Annotated in this window: 15 protein-coding genes and 1 pseudogene; 11 read left to right on the top strand and 5 right to left on the bottom strand. The window is 41.2% G+C overall.

Going from position 1 to position 18773, the window contains the following annotated elements; genetic code table 11:
• Positions 1-149 precede the first annotated feature (149 nt).
• Positions 150-2276: a TonB-dependent siderophore receptor gene (locus ACXAH6_RS19030; RefSeq protein WP_474879423.1), complete on the bottom strand. Its 2127-nt coding sequence runs from the start codon at positions 2274-2276 to the stop codon at positions 150-152.
• 283 nt (positions 2277-2559) lie between these two features.
• On the opposite strand from ACXAH6_RS19030, the gene dmeF reads away from it, so the two are divergent.
• Complete coding sequence (dmeF, locus tag ACXAH6_RS19035) at positions 2560-3534, top strand: CDF family Co(II)/Ni(II) efflux transporter DmeF (RefSeq protein ID WP_474879425.1); 975 nt, start codon at positions 2560-2562, stop codon at positions 3532-3534.
• A gap of 102 nt (positions 3535-3636) precedes the next feature.
• Here the strand turns inward: dmeF and ACXAH6_RS19040 are convergent, their stop codons facing one another.
• Complete coding sequence (locus ACXAH6_RS19040) at positions 3637-4863, bottom strand: methyl-accepting chemotaxis protein (RefSeq protein WP_474879427.1); 1227 nt, start codon at positions 4861-4863, stop codon at positions 3637-3639.
• Positions 4864-5170: 307 nt separating this feature from the next.
• Here ACXAH6_RS19040 and ACXAH6_RS19045 point away from each other — a divergent pair, with 307 nt between their 5' ends.
• Positions 5171-6736, top strand: coding sequence for an inorganic phosphate transporter (locus ACXAH6_RS19045; RefSeq protein ID WP_474879429.1), 1566 nt, complete (start codon positions 5171-5173; stop codon positions 6734-6736).
• A gap of 60 nt (positions 6737-6796) precedes the next feature.
• Here the strand turns inward: ACXAH6_RS19045 and ACXAH6_RS19050 are convergent, their stop codons facing one another.
• Entirely contained in the window at positions 6797-7093 is a 297-nt protein-coding gene (locus ACXAH6_RS19050) for a hypothetical protein (RefSeq protein ID WP_474879430.1), read from the bottom strand.
• A 327-nt stretch (positions 7094-7420) separates the two neighbouring features.
• On the opposite strand from ACXAH6_RS19050, the gene ACXAH6_RS19055 reads away from it, so the two are divergent.
• On the top strand, positions 7421-8335 hold the full coding sequence (locus tag ACXAH6_RS19055; protein WP_474879431.1) for a bile acid:sodium symporter family protein: 915 nt from the start codon (positions 7421-7423) through the stop codon (positions 8333-8335).
• A gap of 225 nt (positions 8336-8560) precedes the next feature.
• Here ACXAH6_RS19055 and ACXAH6_RS19060 read toward each other — a convergent pair whose 3' ends face one another.
• Positions 8561-10288 (bottom strand): hypothetical protein, encoded by a 1728-nt coding sequence (locus ACXAH6_RS19060; protein WP_474879433.1) that lies wholly within the window; start codon positions 10286-10288, stop codon positions 8561-8563.
• 494 nt (positions 10289-10782) lie between these two features.
• Between ACXAH6_RS19060 and ACXAH6_RS19065 the strand changes: the two genes are divergently transcribed.
• The 4 genes from ACXAH6_RS19065 (at position 10783) to ACXAH6_RS19080 (ending at position 14397) form a co-directional block, all read left to right on the top strand.
• Positions 10783-11118 carry a 2Fe-2S iron-sulfur cluster-binding protein gene (locus tag ACXAH6_RS19065; RefSeq protein WP_474879434.1) on the top strand — a complete coding sequence of 112 codons (336 nt, stop codon included), beginning with the start codon at positions 10783-10785 and terminating at the stop codon, positions 11116-11118.
• Positions 11119-11135: 17 nt separating this feature from the next.
• A complete protein-coding gene (locus ACXAH6_RS19070; protein ID WP_474879436.1) occupies positions 11136-11792 on the top strand; it encodes a hypothetical protein in 657 nt (218 codons plus the stop codon).
• Positions 11793-12006: 214 nt separating this feature from the next.
• On the top strand, positions 12007-13158 hold the full coding sequence (locus ACXAH6_RS19075; protein ID WP_474879438.1) for a hypothetical protein: 1152 nt from the start codon (positions 12007-12009) through the stop codon (positions 13156-13158).
• Positions 13159-13320: 162 nt separating this feature from the next.
• Positions 13321-14397, top strand: coding sequence for a hypothetical protein (locus ACXAH6_RS19080; protein ID WP_474879440.1), 1077 nt, complete (start codon positions 13321-13323; stop codon positions 14395-14397).
• Between the two features lie 119 nt (positions 14398-14516).
• Here the strand turns inward: ACXAH6_RS19080 and ACXAH6_RS19085 are convergent.
• Positions 14517-14861, bottom strand: a pseudogene (locus ACXAH6_RS19085) (transposase); the annotation flags it as partial.
• A gap of 835 nt (positions 14862-15696) precedes the next feature.
• Here ACXAH6_RS19085 and ACXAH6_RS19090 point away from each other — a divergent pair.
• The 4 genes from ACXAH6_RS19090 (at position 15697) to ACXAH6_RS19105 (ending at position 18766) form a co-directional block, all read left to right on the top strand.
• Positions 15697-16425, top strand: coding sequence for a DUF2130 domain-containing protein (locus ACXAH6_RS19090; protein WP_474879441.1), 729 nt, complete (start codon positions 15697-15699; stop codon positions 16423-16425).
• A 317-nt stretch (positions 16426-16742) separates the two neighbouring features.
• On the top strand, positions 16743-16949 hold the full coding sequence (locus ACXAH6_RS19095; protein ID WP_474879443.1) for a hypothetical protein: 207 nt from the start codon (positions 16743-16745) through the stop codon (positions 16947-16949).
• A gap of 32 nt (positions 16950-16981) precedes the next feature.
• On the top strand, positions 16982-17302 hold the full coding sequence (locus ACXAH6_RS19100; protein ID WP_474879445.1) for a hypothetical protein: 321 nt from the start codon (positions 16982-16984) through the stop codon (positions 17300-17302).
• A 597-nt stretch (positions 17303-17899) separates the two neighbouring features.
• Entirely contained in the window at positions 17900-18766 is an 867-nt protein-coding gene (locus ACXAH6_RS19105) for a hypothetical protein (protein ID WP_474879447.1), read from the top strand.
• Positions 18767-18773 lie beyond the last annotated feature (7 nt).

An 18773-nucleotide genomic window follows, 5' to 3' on the forward strand; every position in this document is an offset into this window, starting at 1 on the left:
AACCCAACACTCGAACAATAAAGCTGCTATAAAAAATATCGCGATCGCAGCCTTCGGCTGCTAGAAAAAATAAACCCCTCTGAAAAAAGAGGGGTTTATCATCAATCTGAGAAGGCACGCTCAGCGTGCCTTCTTTTTTTTGCAACGAATTAGAACGCGTATTTGAGACTCACCGTAGCGGTACGTGGTGTACCGGGTTGTGTCCATAGTGCGGAATATGAATTCGAGAAATAGGTTTTGTCTAGTAGGTTATCGATGTGAGCACTCAGTGACAGCTCAGGTGTTAAGTTAACAGAACCAAAAAGGTTAACTAGCGTATAGCTAGGTAACACATAGTTTGGATCTATGGTTTCACCTAATCGCTCACCTACATACAGTACATTCGCGCCGATTTTCGCTTCGTTACCGGCTACTGTCATATAGTGAATAAGCGTCGCGTTAGCTTTGTGTTTCGGCACGTTGATCAGTTGGCTTCCGGCAGGAATATCAACGCCCCAATCAAAGTTAGTCACGTCGTTAGACGTTTGAGCATCAACGTACGTGTACGCAACCGACAACGTGGTATCTTCGCCCAATGCCGTTTTTACATCAATTTCAATACCTTGGCTTTCTGCTTCACCAAGCGCAGCAGTGAAGCCAGAATTCACTGGATCGGCAGTGAGAATATTAGACTTCTCAGCGCGGAAAAACGCTACAGTACCAGAGATACTGTCATCTTTAGCGCCAAATTTTACACCGGCTTCATAAGAAGTACTTTCTTCCGGGTCGAAAGCATTGCCGTCGGCGTCGGTACCAGAGTTAGGGCGGAATCCTTCAGAATAACTGAGATATAAGCTGTAAAGCTCAGACCCGTCATACACAAGGCCGAAACGCGGGCTTGTTGCGGTTTGATCTTGTGATGTTGTGGTATCGGCAAGGTGGTTGACAATTTCTTGGTCGAATTTGTCTACTCGCAACCCGGCCATAAACTTCCAGCTCTCAGACAAATCAACTTGGTCTTGAATATAAATGCCGTAGTTCTTTTGCTTTTCCGTGGTATTTGTTAACGGTGATGTGTCTGGCGCTGCTTGGCCGTATTCCACATTATTCAAGTTAACCGAGTAAGTCGTATCACCCGCGCCCCACGCTACACGCCAGCGTTGCATGTCGAGGTCTAGCTGATAGTCATAAGCATCTGCGCCCAACAAAATGTGGTGCACCATGTCGCCAGTTGAGACATTGCCGCTTAATTCAATACGACCAGATAAGTCTTCGGCATCGTAATCGCGATAACGGCGTTGACGAGTGACTGTTTCGCCGTCTGTTAACAGTAATTGGCGACCAGCAGATAGCTCGGTTTCAGTTGAATAGCCTTCAAAAGATGACTCGCGAAAACCAACGCCAGCCAATAGGCTCCAATCGTTGTTGAGAGTGTGATTCAGGGTAAGTTGGTGCCCAAAGGCTTCGATTTCCATCGGCCCATCATTCGGCTCACCAAAGAAAGTGCTAATGTCGGTTGTGTTGAAATTATTGTCTAAAACAACGATCCCACGGTCGAAGGGGGCTTCTTGTTGCAGAATTTCACCTTCGTAAAGCAATGAAGTGGCATCTGACAATTTAAATAAAAGCGACGGAGTGAGCGCTAGTTTTTCAGACTCGACAGTGTCGCGAAAACTGCCCGCATCTTCATATGCACCGTTGATACGAAATGCCACGGTGTCACTCAGGCCAGAAGTAAAATCTCCCTCTAGGCGGTAAGTATCGTAGCTGCCAGCTGAAGCCTGAATGTAGCCTTCTGTACCGAATTGGGGCTTTTTGGTGATGATATTGATTGTGCCGCCCGGTTCACTGCGGCCATAAAGCGCAGACCCTGGCCCTTTTAACACTTCGATGGTTTGTACGTTCGAGGTGTCGCGACGCCCGCTGAAACCTCGGCCCACACTAAAGCCGTTAATTAAGTAACCCGAAGGGACGTTTTCGTCACCGGCGAACCCTCGAATAGCGAAGCTGTCCCACAAACCACCAAAACTATTTTGGCGCGCGATACTGGTTGAGAAGTCGAGGGCTGATTGAAAGTCTTCTACACCGAGATCATTCAAGAATTGTCCAGAAATGACATCTACAGCTTGGGGTAGTGACTTTAATGGGATATCGCCTCGATAGGGCTGTCGATGTTCAACAACTTCGATTTGCTCAATGTCATCTTTGTTGTTATTTGCTTGCGCAGAGACAGCATGTGAGTGACTTAACACGGCGATTGCTAAGGCAGAAAGAGTGTATGATTGTGTTGACGGCATGTTTTCTTCGAAACTCCGATAATTGATATCAATATTCTATTGTTTTTTTGGCCATCGTGTAGACCTTATTCAGCGAAAGGAATAAAGCAAAACACGATATGGTAAACGATTTAATGCTTAAAAATGTTATAACATAACATATGTGATGGTAAAGCAATTTTACGATTTTAGTTAGACCATGGCGCAGATTTGCTCAGCTAGACAACGGGGGAGTTACCTTGGCTTTTCCGTGGTTGCGGGGTAAGCTACTGCTTTAAATTATTGCTATTACTTTTATTATTTCATGCAAGAAGAACAATTATCACAATATCGTCAAAGCCATGATTTTTCGGCCGATACACGAAGTAACGAAAAACGTGTTAACGCCGTATTTGCTCTAACCACGGTAACCATGGTGGTTGAAATTGCAGCGGGAGTTGCGTTTGGGTCAATGGCCTTGTTGGCCGATGGCTGGCACATGTTTACGCACTCAGCGGCGTTTGCAATTACCATGTTCACGTACTGGTACGCGAAAAAACACAAAGATAACGATAGCTTTTCTTTCGGTACGGGTAAGGTTACGTCGTTAGGAGGCTTTGCGAGTGCTGTTGCCTTAGCGGTAGTGGCCGTGATGATGGCATTGGAATCGGTAGGGCGTTTCTTTTCGCCACATGATATTCATTTTAAAGAAGCCATTATCGTTGCTGTTATCGGGTTAATTGTGAACGTGATCTCTGCCGTTTTGTTACACGGCGACGAGCATCATCACCATCATGGCCACAGCCACAGCCACAGCCACAGCCACAGCCACGATCATCACGACCACCATGATCATCATCACCATTCAGACTCCAACATGAAAGCCGCGTATTTCCATGTGTTGGCAGACATGCTTACGTCGGTATTTGCTATTTTAGCGCTTATCGTTGGGCAGTATTTAGGCTGGTTATGGTTAGACGCAACAATGGGTATTGTTGGTGCCGTGGTGATTATTAAATGGGCCTATGGTTTGATAGGGGAAAGCAGCCATATCTTGCTAGACCGCAATGCCGATGTGAAAGCAGAAGAAAACGTACGACATTTGTTGGCGTCGTTACCTGCAACGGAAATTGTAGATTTGCATGTTTGGAAAGTGTCAGACAAACACAAGGCGCTGATGGTTTCACTGGTGGTAGGCGAAGAACAATCAGCGATAAAAGCGCAAACAGTAAAAGCCTTGCTCAAAGAAAATCACTGCGAGTTTGACCACGTTACCGTGGAAATAAACCCATTAGGCTAGATAAAAGTACACCCCACATAGGTGGGGTGTACTTTTCAAATGGTTGATACTGCCACTGTTATCAGGGGCGTAAAAAACGATGTGTAATTATTTTTTGTATGCTTATTTAACAAATTGGGCGAGCTTGTCGCTGGTTGAATTAGCGAGTCGTTTTGCTACCTGCGCATTTTCATCCACCGCCTTCACCTGATGTTGAACCTGATCGCTTAATTTTGTGATATCAGCAACCGAATGTTCCGCTTGCTCATATTGAATACGCAGTGATTCAACACCATCGGCCATTCCTTCAAACTCTGAAGTATTGCGAGTAAAGTCGGCAATGAGCTGATCAAATGTTGCATTGGTATTGGTGAGGGTGTTGCGCATCGATTCCGATACATCAATGAGTTTAACTGACTCATTTTGCGTTTCATCGACCAGTTTTTCCATATCGTTTAGGAAGGTACTGATTTGCTGAGTGGCGTCTGCCACCTTCGCAGACAAGGTGCGAACCTCATCAGCAACAACCGCGAAGCCTCTGCCTGCTTCGCCCGCACGGGCAGCTTCAATAGCGGCGTTCAAGGCGAGTAAATTGGTTTGGTCTGCAAATTCTTCAACCATCTTCAATATGTTGCGCACGTTACCGGCATTTTGCTGTAAACCATTTACCGTGTTGGCAAACTGAGACAAAAGCTCTCCAATTTGCAGTACTTTTTTATGCGACTGGTTCAGTCCTTCATTCGCTTGGTTTGCCCCCACTAAATTTTGTTGGTTGCTTTCGGCTACACCGCCTAGACGCTGAATAATGTGATTAATACTGGCGCTAACTTTGTTACTCGACTCGGCAACTTGATGACTCAAATTTTTCTGTTTATCGGCATCGGCATAAGTGCTGCTAACTAGGGTAGCAACCTGTTGATTCATGTCGTTGGCTTGCTGAGCTTGTGAGTAAATTTGGGTCATTAACTCACTTAAATTATCAACAAATAAATTATATGCATTAGACAGGTCGCGAAATTCGTCGCGAGTAAACGCGGGTAGGTGCGTGTTTATATTGCCCTGCGTGTGATTAATATTATTCAACTTATCTAATAAGGCTTTTACTGGCCTAACAATGAGGTAATGGAGATAAAAGATGGTAAAGGCGAAACTTGCCAGACTGACAAAAAACAACACCCAGCTAGCAGAAACGAGGCTGTCTTTGCTCGCTTCGTCAGCGTGTGCGTACTGATACAGTAAGTAAAAGCTGGCAATCTGAAACAAAAATAAAAAGGTGATATTCCCAATTATTTTCCGTGAAAGGGTGTAGAAAAACGTGCGTTCAATGGTGTTATACATAGTCCAGAACATTTTTTCGCTGAGCCTTTATGTCATGTACGGTGTTTAAAATAACGTAAATGATTCAAAATTGTTGAATTAATAACGTAGTATAGCGGGTCGACAACGTTACAACCTGATCCACAACAAAAACTCTCGTTAATAAAGAACCTTATCGGCAGTAAGTGCCTATTCTTCACCTTTCTAAGCATAAGTACAATTATTTAATGTTGGTATGTCATTAATTTGTCACCAAAACTTCATACATTTTTCTTAGATAAATGGTTTCCTTGCTGCTATGGGAATCTCCCAAAGCTCTTATTTTAAAAGGGAAGTTGTGTTGTCTACATCATCATCGAAAATTAATTTAGCCTTTGCTGTACTACTCGCCGCTACCACAGGGTATTTCATATTTTGGGGGTTGGGATACACCCATCACAATCACGTATTGTTGTTCATCTTGGCAACTTTGTTTGGTGTTTTTATGGCATTCAACATCGGTGGCAACGATGTAGCTAATTCCTTTGGCACCAGTGTTGGTGCGGGCACATTAACAATTAAGCAAGCGCTCGCCGTGGCGGCGATTTTTGAAGTGAGCGGGGCGTTAATTGCTGGTGGAGAAGTCACTGACACAATCCGCAAAGGGATTGTGGATTTGTCGGCAGTACCTATTGAGCCAATTCAGTTCGTCTATATCATGATGTCGGCGCTTGTATCGGCCGCCTTCTGGCTGCTTTTTGCGACCAAAAAAGGGTGGCCAGTATCGACCACGCATTCGATTATTGGCGGTATTGTAGGAAGTTCGATCACTTTAGGGGTAATGCTAACTGGCTCAGAGCAAGCACTCTCGTTAGTTCATTGGAGTGAAATAGGCACAATTGCGCTGTCTTGGGTACTGTCTCCATTATTAGGCGGGCTGGCGTCTTACCTTCTCTATTTTCAAATCAAAAAACACATTCTTCGATACAATGACAATGCTTCTGCGGAGCTTGAATCGATTCGACAAGAACGTTTACTGCTTAACGAAGATCATAAACAAGCCTTTGAGCGCCTAACCGAAATTCAACAAATTTCTTATACCAATACTATGGTACGAGATGCGCAAGTTATGTTGGAAAATGATTTTTCACCAGAAGATCTAGAGTCTGAGTACTATCGCAAGCTGCATGAAATTAATGCCAAGCGCGAAAATGTAGATGCTCACAAAGCATTGGAAAACTGGGTTCCTATTATTGCTGCAGTAGGCTCTGCGGTTATTTCATCCATGCTGTTGTTCAAAGGGTTGAAGAACATGCAGCTAGGGCTAAACACGCTGCACAATTACCTCATTATGGGGATGGTGGCTGCAGGTGTGTGGATGGCCACGTCGATTTTCGCGAAAACGTTGAAAAGCAACACCTTAGATCGCGCCACTTTTTTGCTGTTTAGTTGGATGCAGGTGTTTACCGCAGCAGGCTTCGCCTTTAGTCATGGCTCTAATGATATCGCCAATGCGATTGGCCCTTTTGCGGCGATCCTCGATGTGTTGAGAACCGGCGAAATGGGTTCACAAGCGGCCATTCCCACCGTTGCTATGGCTACCTTTGGCGTTGCTTTAATTGCGGGGCTTTGGTTTATTGGCAAAGAGGTTATTCAAACGGTGGGTAGCAATTTAACCACTATGCACCCCGCGTCTGGTTTTTCAGCGGAACTTGCTGCTGCTGGCGTTGTGATGTTGGCGTCTACCTTAGGTATTCCCGTTTCAAGTACGCATATTTTAATCGGCGCTGTTTTGGGAATAGGGCTGGTCAATCATCAAACCAACTGGGGGTTGATGAAGCCTATAGCGATGGCGTGGATCATTACTCTACCTGCCGCAGCTATGTTAAGTGCAACGGCATTTTTACTCTTGAACGCATTGTGTTAATGCGCAATGTTAAGCCTACTGATACGTTGATAACTACGGGGAGTTAGACCGAGCGCTGTGCTAACTTTGCGAGTGCATTAAGTAGTTCAGCCATGCTATTTGGCTTTCATATTGTTGCTTAACTTTATCACTGACTTTGTTGTGAAAAGCAGGGTCGGTGGTCAAGCTATTCAACTTGGCTAAATACGCTTCACCAAAGCTCTGATGAAAGCCCATTGCTAAGTTATTGAGATGTGATTTATAGGCTTGCATCAGGTGTTGTTTTTGTGTGCTGTTTTCTATCGCCATAATGGCGTTTTCAATGAAACCAGGCTGGCGCAAATCTGATGCTTGATTTTGGGCTAATAATTGGAACAAGGCTTGTGTACTGCTATCACCACAGCTTGATTGTAATTGTCGGTAGTCGTTGGAGTATAGCCCTTGTCAAGAGAGTAAAACAAAAGCACAGAGTGCCGCGCTTCAACCAATGACAATTTTTCTACCTTCATTATCTCGTGAAATCAGCTCAAAGCTGTTTTTAAGTAACCCTTGCATTTATTGCTCCCTTTTGGCGTTACTCATTGAATAGTATGGTTTTACTTGTGTCAACACATGACTTTTAAATAAACCTCAACAGGACGAACTATCAACACCGACCATAATGAATGGTAGAGTAGCGGTTTATTCGTATTATCGATGTAATTTATGGCTACACTTCTCTTTCCCGTTTGGGCGCTGATCATTAGCGTGGTTGCGTACTGCTTCCCCGACGTTTTTACCGGTTTGAAGTCGATGATCATTCCTTTGTTGATGTTAGTGATGCTGGGAATGGGCTTAACCCTGACATGGCGTGATTTCAGGCAAGTATGGTGTTATCGCAAAATCGTTTCTGTCGGTGTTGCCATACAATTTACGATTATGCCCATTGCCGCCTGGCTGATTGCTTTGGCATTGGGGTTGTCTCAAGCACATATGATTGGAATGATGTTAGTGGGCGCAACGGCAGGCGGAACAGCGTCGAATGTAATGGCTTACTTAGCCAAAGGTAACTTGGCCATTTCAGTAAGCATGACGCTTATTTCTACCTTGATTGCGGTTTTCATGCTGCCGTTTTTAACATGGCTGTTTCTTGGTCAGAGTGTAGATGTGCCGGCGGTCTCTATGTTGTCTACATTACTTAAAATTATTGTTATGCCAGTGGCGGCGGGCATGATACTCAACCACTTCCTAAAGCGTTATATCAGCACTTTTGCTCCATGGTTTTCGCTATTTTCAATGGCCGCAATATTACTGATTATTGCTATTGTGGTTGCATTAAACAAAGGAAATTTGGTGTCATCCGCGTGGTTAGTTGCTGTCGCTGTGGTTTTACACAACATTATTGGGCTGTCTTCAGGATATGGCGTTACACGTTTAATGGGTTACGACTCGGTGATAGCAAGAACCATCGCTATTGAGGTGGGGATGCAAAATTCAGGTTTAAGCGTTGCTTTGGCATTAAAGTATTTCAATGCCGCGAGCGCTTTACCCGGTGCACTGTTTAGTATTTGGCACAACTTATCTGGTGCCGTATTTGCGGCTTACTGGGTAGGGAAAAAGGGCGAAGTCAAAAGTGAATAGGCTACTCTGTAGTTGGATGCATCTAAATATCGAATAGTGAGGGGTTACATGCCAATCAAAAGAATTCCCAATAACACATGGAACGATACGCTGATTAGATCGGCAAAAATCACGCTTCGAAGATTATCATAGTGATAGTCAATGATTCTTGAAGCTAGTGGAAGTCATAACAATTAGGGAGCCACTTGGCTCCCTAATTACTAATTCGCAAAACTATGAATAGATTTATTCTTCAATCCGTTGCCAAACTTCAACGCGTGAAGACGCAAAATCTTCGATACCCGTATTCTCGTTGTAGTGGGAAGTATAATTGTACTTAACGTACAGTAAATCACCTTCAGATTTTATAAGCGATAAATGCGCATGGTGGAACGAATACGCAGGGTTGTCGTTTAAAAACGCTAAACAACTTTGAAGATCTCTTGCCTCTACTGATTCACACCCCAAATTATAACCTAATGCATTTAATGAACTAGTCTCCGAATCAAACTCATAATAATCCAGAGCCCTGTCTTCAGAATCGGGGCGAACCGAATAGTTGGCCAAGTCCATACGACCATTTTCAAATACACCAATCCATTGCAACGAATTGGTAAACATTGCTGGCCAGGATATCTCCTGATATATACCTGAATAATCTGAAATTGAGTAAGCGGTTTCTGGCTCTGAATTAAAAACAACAAAATTTACATCGTAGGAATTAGCCCCATTGTCATCAACAGAGGACAGATTCAATATGAGCTGATTTCCCCGCAAGTCTTGGTATAGCCCGTATGAAGTCGACTGATTTTCATCGGTAATTGTCAATTGAGAACCGTTAGTTTTTAGAGTAACCGGTATTTGAGCTTCGGTGATTGTATCTCCGAAAATAGAATAGACCAGAGCACCTTCACCACCGTCTGATGTGACTGATAACTCACTGGTAGAGCGGTAGTCTTTTCCATCGATAGCCTGATTAACATTAAAACTCGCATAGACATGGTCCCCTGCATTTAACGGGGCAAATTCAACTTCCGTCAATATAGTCTGAGAGAAGTACAGTGTACGTTCAGAATCTAGAAACGCCTGTAAACCCGTGTAATCTTCAACTGTAATGTCCTCGAAGCCATCTGCGAGCTCATAGTAATAATCGAACTTTAATACCCACAAAACGTTGTCCTTAAAGGACGTTCCCATGTTGATCGGGACCATATTGAATGTAAGTGATTCCGTTGAGCCAGATTCCGCATTTTCAAAACGCTGAGAGGTTTGTCTTTGTGGAAAGTCACTTAGGTTCCAAGAATGAGTATTACTGTCATACGAAGCGTCCACGGCCAGCAGGTAAGATGAAGTTGTCCCTTCAAAATATTCTGTGGCGTCAAACCATCCGGTTACAGTTTGCTCCTCCTCGTTTACCACTATAGCCCGGGAAGATATTCCGTTTACCGGTCCCCAAGCCGAACTTTCCAATACAGATGATGTTTCGGGTGCGAGCGTGTTTAGCGTTTGAGAAGCTGCGTCATCTTTTGTGTATTTTATTCTGAATTGGCTATCTGATTTGGCCAGAGCTTCAATACTAATTGTTTCCTTAGCATTGAAATTCATGCTTCCTGACTGCCATGCGGTCACATCTAAATGATTACCCGATGCTTCCCACGTCAGTGCATAAAAAAGGTTTTCCTGAGTTTTAAGCAGGCCCAGTCCATTATCCCAAAGGTGTACTTGTTCAGTCTCATTGATAAGCAGTGTTACTGGATACGTCATGTCTTCGAAAGACGGGTTAGTATAGGCTGCGGGGTTATTTGTAACAGAAACGTTGATAACATAATCAATACTCTCTGTCCCGTCAGATACCGCTAGCTCAAGGGCATAATCGCCAATATCAAAGAAGCTTGTAGCGATTTCAATTGTTGCTTTGTTGTTCGAGTAATTAGGCGTTAGCCATTCAGGAGCATTCTCAATAGTCACTGACAATGAATCTCCATCGTCATCAACTGACGATGAACTTCCACCACAGCCACAGCGAATTCAACTATCAAAGCCTTTCTTTCACCCCAACATAAGAAAGGCATATGGCATGGGCGAGTACAAAATTCAAACATTTTATCTTTGAAATATCATCATCAGACGTTGATGTGGATTTTTAGCATTAAGTGACATGTAGTAAATAGGTTTTTCTTTTGATTGTGAAAGACTTATTTAAAAACCAAAATAGACGAGGTGCTTGACATGTCCGCCTGTTAGGTTAACTATCATACGGTTTCTTGGGATATTAATACTGATATTGTTACTGTTAATTTATCGAGCAATGGTCAAGTTTTAGGAGAACAACAGTTTCATAATGTTGCTTAATTCAAAGCTACATCATTTGCTATGAATTTCAAAAACGTATAAGTTATTTAGGTGGTGCTGAGTTCAGCATCACTGGTAGTAATAGCTAGCATAAAGTAAATTTTAAAAGGACGTTTATGACAACTTATAGAATTAAAGTTAAGGATCACTATGACCAAGGTGATGTAGAATTCGACTGCCCAGAAGACGAGTACATTTTGGATGCAATGGAAGAAGCTAATAAAATTTGGAACTATTCGTGTCGTGCTGGAGCGTGCACCAGTTGCGTAATGAAGTTAACGTCAGGAGAAGTGGATCAAGAATGGCAATCAATTTTAGACGACGATCAAGTTGCAGAAGGATGGGTAATAATTTGCGTCGCTCATCCAAGAAGCGATTGTGAATTTGATGGAACTAAAACTGAAGAAGATTTAATACGCCGTATTGGCGGAAGACCGGTGTATAAGTTTTAAATCAATTAGGGATAATTATGAACAGAAGAATTATGCTCAAGTCTACCCTCGTTCTTGGGTTATATAGCACAACATACCCTCTTTTAGCTAAAGGAAGCTTGATTTCTACTCAATGCCCATACTCATTAAATTTAAAAATGGTATCTGAAAATTTGTCGCTAAAGAAAAAGTTGGAAAAATTAAGGGATAAAGTTAGCTATAGTACAGCAGATTACATTCCACCCGAAAGAGAGCTGATATATAAGTTAAACTTCATTAACCCTAGTACTAAAGAGCCTTTAGAAAATATTAATGTTACATTTGTTAATGGTAATTCATTTTATAGTGTAAAAGGAAAAGTTCCGAGTATACATGATTTCGTCAACTTCCAGTGTTTTCGGTCCGAAAATGATGGGAAGGCCATTATTAGAACTGTAGTACCTAACTCGCAGATGAAATCGCGAAAAATTGTAAACCCAAACTACTTTATTGTTAGCTCATCAGGGAAAGCTTCTGCCTTTATTCTGAATCATCTTGGCAATGAAAGTGATATTGTAGAACGAAATTGTGTTAATATTTGTGATAAGGCAATGTCAGTGTATCATCAAAATTCAAATTCAGGATACTTGTCGCTTGGTGATAAACAGAAATCAGCTAATAGCAATATTTACAATATCGAAATCGCACTTTCTTAGTATTCGCGGTTAATTATTGTTTCATTTAAATGTGGTTGTTATTTCTTCGTTGAGATTCAACCACTTTCACTTAAGCAAAAAACACAATTATACAAGGTTGGAAACTACTAATTCTTGCATTTTGAACTAAAAAGCCAACTACTAGTCGAAAGGTCTTAGATGTCAAAAATGCTATTTCTACTAGTATCACCCCACTCCTATGGAAGTTAAAATTGTGAAAAAAAAGTCCATATTTCTAGGTCTATTCGTTTCTCTTATATCTGGATATCTCATTGCTTTTTTGCAGTACAGTGGTCTAGTTACTGACAACATTCGAGTGAAAAATGATATTGAGATGAAGCAAGATCATCGAAGGACACAAGTTGTAAAAAAAAATAACAGTTCTTTAGCGTCTCCAACTAGATTATTGCTGCCAATTTTTATTGAAGAATCTCTTTTGCAACATGGAATAACTGCCGAGAACCTATCTAAAAAGGATTGGGATCATTTCCTAGAGTATTCAGCATATGAAGAGTTATCAAAGGTTAGTTCTCTGGAATTATTAGTTTTCTTTTCGTTAATTAGTGAAAATCAAACCATGCTAAGATTTGCATTGGCGAAAGGAGCTGAAATTGATGCCAGGTTGTTTATTGAACAATACACAACCCCCCTAAAGTATGCTTCCCTTTATTCTGATATGACTTTATTCAAAATGGTTGTTGACGCGTGTTTAGATTTAAATACTGAAGAGTACAGTTCTTTAATCTCACAGATTCATCGAAGCTCTCAACCTGACCATGTTAAGCGGGCTAAGTTTGAATATTTAATCAGCTCAGGCTATGAAATAAAAGACATTTTGAAGGAAGTAGTCCCTTTAAGTTCATATGGTTCTCTCTCAGATGATTTTTTATTAAATATCGATTTAACAAATATAAATCCGAATGAAGTGCTCGGTAGAAATATAATGTTAACACGCTTAATAAATCGTGGAGCGTCGGATGATGTAGTTGTACCTTTAGTATATCAGTTGACTCAAGACATAGAAATTAACCAAAAAAATAAGCTTTTATGGTCTGCCTTGAGGTCAAATAGTATAAAAAATGCAGAGACAATCCAGGCTATTCTTGATGTTGGGGTAGACCCAAATATGAAGTCGCAAGACAATGATTTCAGTTTCGCTGGCTATACATTGATGCAATCAATTGTAACTAGAGACTTGGAAAATTATGATATTTATAAGCGTAAACTTAGGGTTTTGATTGCTAATGGCGCAAGGATAATGGGACAGTTCGATTCAAAGGAAGTATTTCTTGAGCGCTTGAATTCGCAAAAAGAGATGAGTAAAGAAAGGTATAATGAACTCTTGTCAATTATCGAATCTAATTAAGACCAGACTTTACGTGTTTGGAGGGGGTTCATATGTTGGACATTAAGGCGCGAACATAAAAATGAAAAATTTGTCACCAACGGTTTTGTTCTATCGGATGGACTTAAGGAGCAACTACCTGAAGAATTCAGGAAGAAGTATTTCGAGCCTTGCGAGAGATGCTTGTTATTTCTGCTTTTCGAACTTCAGATCACTAATTTCATTAATTCTGAAGAGGTGGACGAGTATGAGTTTGAAAATGTGTTTGGGCTTTCGAAGCGCCGCTACTTTTCAACGGAAGCAATTGATGAGTGGGTTGTTTTGAGTAGTGAGACCGGGTTAAAAATGCAATCTATTATTCAAGATTACGAAAAAAACACACATATACACATCGATGGGCAATGGCAGCCGCTGTCAAGCAAGGCTAAAGAATTCGTTAACCGACTAATTCATTTGTTTAAAGACAAACGAGGCAAGTGGCACGCTGCAAGATTAGAAAACGCGGACATAGCGCCTTTATTCGACGAGGATAGGGGGGGGGCTTATGAAAGTCCTGGTGAGATAGATGGTTTTTTACAAGTTCCCCCACAGCCTAATTTTTGGCTATACGGTATGAGTCAAACACAGCTTCATGTGTTTGACGGACGTTGGGAAAGCACAGAGTTAGATGCGCTGATCCAAACAATTGAAACAGAACTCCAACTTTCAGATGTCGAACTGTCTTTTCTTAATGCTGGTGAAGATTGGATTGGATGTTTGATCACTCAACGAATCAATGATGACGTGCACGCATTAGGATGGTGTGCTGTCTTAATAGAACCAACAATTGAAGTCACACACATTCAGCTATTCGAGGATCGAATACTTGGCGCTTCAAATAGAAAATATTTTTTAGCAGGGTATCCAGTCGCTCCCTTTTTGTTTGTTGTACCTACAAAAGATTTGGATGAGCCTATTCTTGTAAGAGACGAGCTAGGTAGAATTACGTCAAGTAGCACGATTGCAACCCACGACATTCCACTTAGGAAAACATCTTTGTGGTATAGTTACCCCTCAATATGGCCTGGCGATGCAGCATGCTGCGCCGCTGACAAACTGCATATTATGTATGTTGATGATTCCGTGTATTCTATCGATAAAAATGGAGAAACAAGAGTCGTCATGCACCCAGCTACATCGATTATGCCGCTTCAAGACGGAAGTGTAGCGCTTATTCCCCAAACGCATGCGTTTTCAGCCTATTTGATCCTGAACAAATAATTTAAATTAGTTATTGTAAGCTGCAATCATCCAGAGATACGGCAGTCAGATCTGATGACTGAATAAACTCTTTCAGTGGCGGTTGAACGGGATTAAATCAGGTCTTAACCTATTTCTGCTGTTTTATAGATGCTTTCGTGAGACAAAGACAATTCCTGATTGTCGGGATATTGTCGCTTTAACCAACACGCAATTTGTTGTGGTGACCATGCTTTTTTAAGTTTAAAAACAATTATTTTACACAACTCTTTGGAACCGATTAACTTACATGGCCTAGGCCTTAATGCTACGTCCCATGCTCGTAGCTCTTCTTTAACAGCACCATTGCACTTGAATCCACCAATTCTTTTTATCTCTCGGCTGATTGTTGATGGCGGACTAGGCAAACGTCTGGCAATTTCACGAATGGATTCTTTACTGACTAAAAATCTTGATATCACCTCTCTTTCATCAAAAGAAAGACTGTGGAATATTTAAGCTGAGGAGACTGGTTAGGACATGTACGTTAAATGTTAAAGTATGTGCGCTTGGATATTTAAAGGCCGCTCTTTTAAGCGGCTACACTGACACCTCGATGAAAATCGATAAAATTAGTTTTTAAGATGTTTATTCTACTTGGATAAAAAGGACGGTACGCCTTGTGGGACAAAGCAAAAGCTTTATCTCTGCGCTGTCTAGCCCGCTAATTGTGGTAAGGGCCAAGATCAGTAATTTACTTGTTCTTTAGGTCATTTTCTGCGTCTCCTATGTTTGAAATACTTTAGGCGTACCGTTATAAGTGCTGAGCTGGGAACTTTTTGTTTAGCGAACTTTTCTAACTCACTTGAGCTAGATGCTAGGTTGAGATCAGCTATTTGTGTTTCTTTGCTTATTCTGGATAGAAACCGATTGGCGTGTACGTAGCCATGTTGCTTGTTAATGCGTAGGTATTTATGTGCTGTGTCGTAGGCTAAATTGGAAAGCTGGTCGAAGATTCGTTTCCGAAACTTATGACAATCACGAGTACCGATACCCGAGGTAATACGTTCGGGATAAGTGACAGATTCGCGACATTGAAGTACAGATTCACGACATTCTGGAGACCCAATTGGACCATTAAAGACCGTGTGATGATTTTGATGATATCCGCTAGAGGCAGCGTATTTTAAGGTTTGTGGCGGTCTAGTCTGGTCTAGACCGCTACAAGAATTGGTGGACAGGCTCGGCTTTTCTTCGAACCAATCTAAGGTTGATTTTGATGGGGTTTTTGAAGCTCTGGAGTTATGGCGTAAGGTTTTAGAGCTATGATTGCGGCTTTAAGTGGGTATTTGGGTTCAGCTCCTTGATAGGGAGTTGAACCCAATTCAAGTATTTACTTTTCAAAAATCTCCATTCTTGAGAAGTAAGGTGAAAGCAAATTCAAAAATCCGAGATTTTGATCAAGCAGGCACGGAAATAGTTTCACTCATGTTTGAAATGAAAAACGAAAATGATACTACCTCTACGAAGAAAAAGAACGAGGACTTTTTGAAGGAGTTGGATAAAGACCGCAATGAAAAGGGATGTGAGTATGCAATCCTTGTTTCGTTGCTAGAACCTGATAGCGAGCTTTTTAACTCTGGAATTGTTGATATGTTCCATCGTTACCCCAAGATGTATGTCATTCGCCCGCAGTTCTTTATCCCTATTATTACACTGCTACGCAATGCAGCTATGAAGTCGCTAGAGTACAAGGCAGAGCTTGCCCTTGTCCGTGCGCAGAATATCGACATAACAAATTTTGAAAGTGACCTTGATATATTTAAAACAGCGTTTGCAAAGAACTATGATCTCGCTTCTAGAAAATTTCAAACAGCTATAGATGAGATTGATAAATCAATTGACCATTTACAGAAGACAAAAGAAGCGTTGTTGGGAACAGATAGAAGTCTTCGTCTTGCGAATGACAAAGCGCAGGACGTGACTATAAAGAAATTAACTCGTAAAAATCCCACGATGGCGGCTAAATTTGAAGAGTCAGATAATAAGGGGCCCTCAGACTCTGAATGACTATCCTGAATGGCTGATTCAGGCTTGGGTTGGAACTCTTGTTGGCGAAAATTGGCCTGGCGTGTGAGTGTCGAAGACTCTTTTTGTCTTTTGCTGGCTATGCGAAAAAGCAGTTCATACCAATTAAAGAGTCGACTCCCTTTTTTAGGTTTGCTAGTCTAGTTTTATGTTATACTTAAATATTATGAATACCATTTTTAAATGCCCAAGTCCCAGCAAGGCTAGAAGATACACTAAAAGCAAGGATGTCTTATCTTATATGAAAACTTACTCAAATCTGGGGCATCTCTACTCTAACTTAGGTGAAAGGACTCATCATGTCTCGTGAACCCTATCGAAACGAAAAGTCCATCGGTGCTTTCAGAATTAGTGAGAGCTTCGCGAAAGAGCTTCTTAACGACGTAGAAGAAGTGAAAAATAAGGAAGTCGGAATGGGCGATATTGATCGACTTGTCGCTTTTTGGAAGGAACATGATGCATACGTATCTAGAATTTCTAGTGACCTAGAATTAGGTAGTTCCTGATAAGTATACATGTTGGCCAAAAAGGAGGAAGGGTGGCCGCTACAATCACAGAAAAATTTGAAAAAAAGGCTCAAAATGCCACGATGGAAGTAGTACAGACATTGTTGTCAAAAACTGCTTCACTAACTGAACAAAGACAGGCTGTGAAGCGTTGGGAGCAACTCAAAAAATTCAATCATAAACTGCTGAATTTAAAATCAGGTGCATTAGATCCCAGAACATTGGCGATTGTTGTAATAAATGGTAGAAGTTTCTATCAACTGCGTGAAAAACCATGGATAGGGTATTTTACGTATATTGGTGCGGCTCAAGTTCTTACGGGTGTTAACTTTATCGACGAGGAAAATCCATAAGCTATACTTACCATTGTCTTTAATGCAATTTATATATTTATGTTCTCCATAAGTTTTCGTTCAAAAGTGATACTTGTTTCTCTGCTCTCTCTCTTGATTTGTAGCAGTAGCATCCTGATTTCAAAGTATTACACGTGTAGTAGCGCTGACGCAGGCCGTGGTGGGTGTGTCGTAGTAGGTTTATCATTTTTCTTTCTGTTCTATAAAAATGCTATTAGTCAGAAGGTGCACGAAATATTAACTACAGAAATAGAAAACATTGATCCCAAATTAGTTCCTTCACAACATGATGCACTTCTTATTAAGTTAAACCTTCAACGTGAAGAGGAACACGAGAAAAGCGTTTTATTGGCAATAGCTTCAGTTTTGGGGACTGTTTTTTGGGGTTTTGCCGATCTGCTCATGAGTTTGTTGCCAAACGGAACTTGTTAAGCAGCGAGAGAGTATTAGATAAAACTCGACAAAATTCTTCTGCACGATAAAGGATAGCAATTAACGTTCTTTACTGCTTATTAATCTTTGCTAACTTAACTCCCTTGAAAAACAGAATATTGTTCATAGTTATTCAAAACAACATACCGAACTTTGGAATTATTGATGAACATATTGTCAGAAGACGGGAAGTCGATTGTACGGTTGAGTTCTTGGGAAGAAGTTTTTGCCAGACCCGATTATCAGCATGATATTGACCTTAAGAAAATAAAGCTGAAAACAATTCTTGGGAGGTACGAATTCGGTACAAAGGAACCTTGTGGCTTAAGTAGCTGCCACCAAAAACATCAAAATGGATATCTGGTTCTCTGTTCAGACAATATTGAAACAAACATTGGCCACAAGTGTGGTAAAAAATACTTCGGTGTAGATTTTGAGCATATGAAAAAGGAGTTCAATAGAGAGTTGAACGTTAGAAACGCCAGAATCAATATTGAAGACAAGGTTTGCCAATTATTTGTAGTCAAACAAAGAATTGCCAATATATTGAAAAATGGTGGAAATGAATGCTTTGCAAGGATGCGTGATTATCGAGACAAAATAGCTACAGGTGCTCTCAAGGTAAAGCTTGAGCGGCGTGCAAAAAGTGGTGATGAGAAAATATTTCAGACATATGAGCCTACCCAAGAAGAAATTGATTTTGAAGAGGTTCGTTTGAACCGGCGCGTTTCACCAGAAGAAAAAGCTGCAATGATTTCTAAAGAGCAAGTTGGAGTCATTTATGGCGCAAAAGCTTTCTCTAATTTCGGTAAAATCAAGACGTTACTTAAACACGATATACCCGCGCTAATAAAAGAAGCAGATAGTTTGGATACGGCTTTATTGAATCCTGATGAAATACTCGCTTGGTCAAAGCGTTTAGATGGCATAGAAACTGGTTTCGACGAAATTCAACGGATTATAGAAGATTGCAAAAGGTTTTTGGTTCAGAGTAACTTGGATACAATTGCTAGATTTAGTCATCTTTTGTAGTGGGCAG

The organism is Alteromonas sp. ABE4_545 (genome assembly GCF_056161325.1).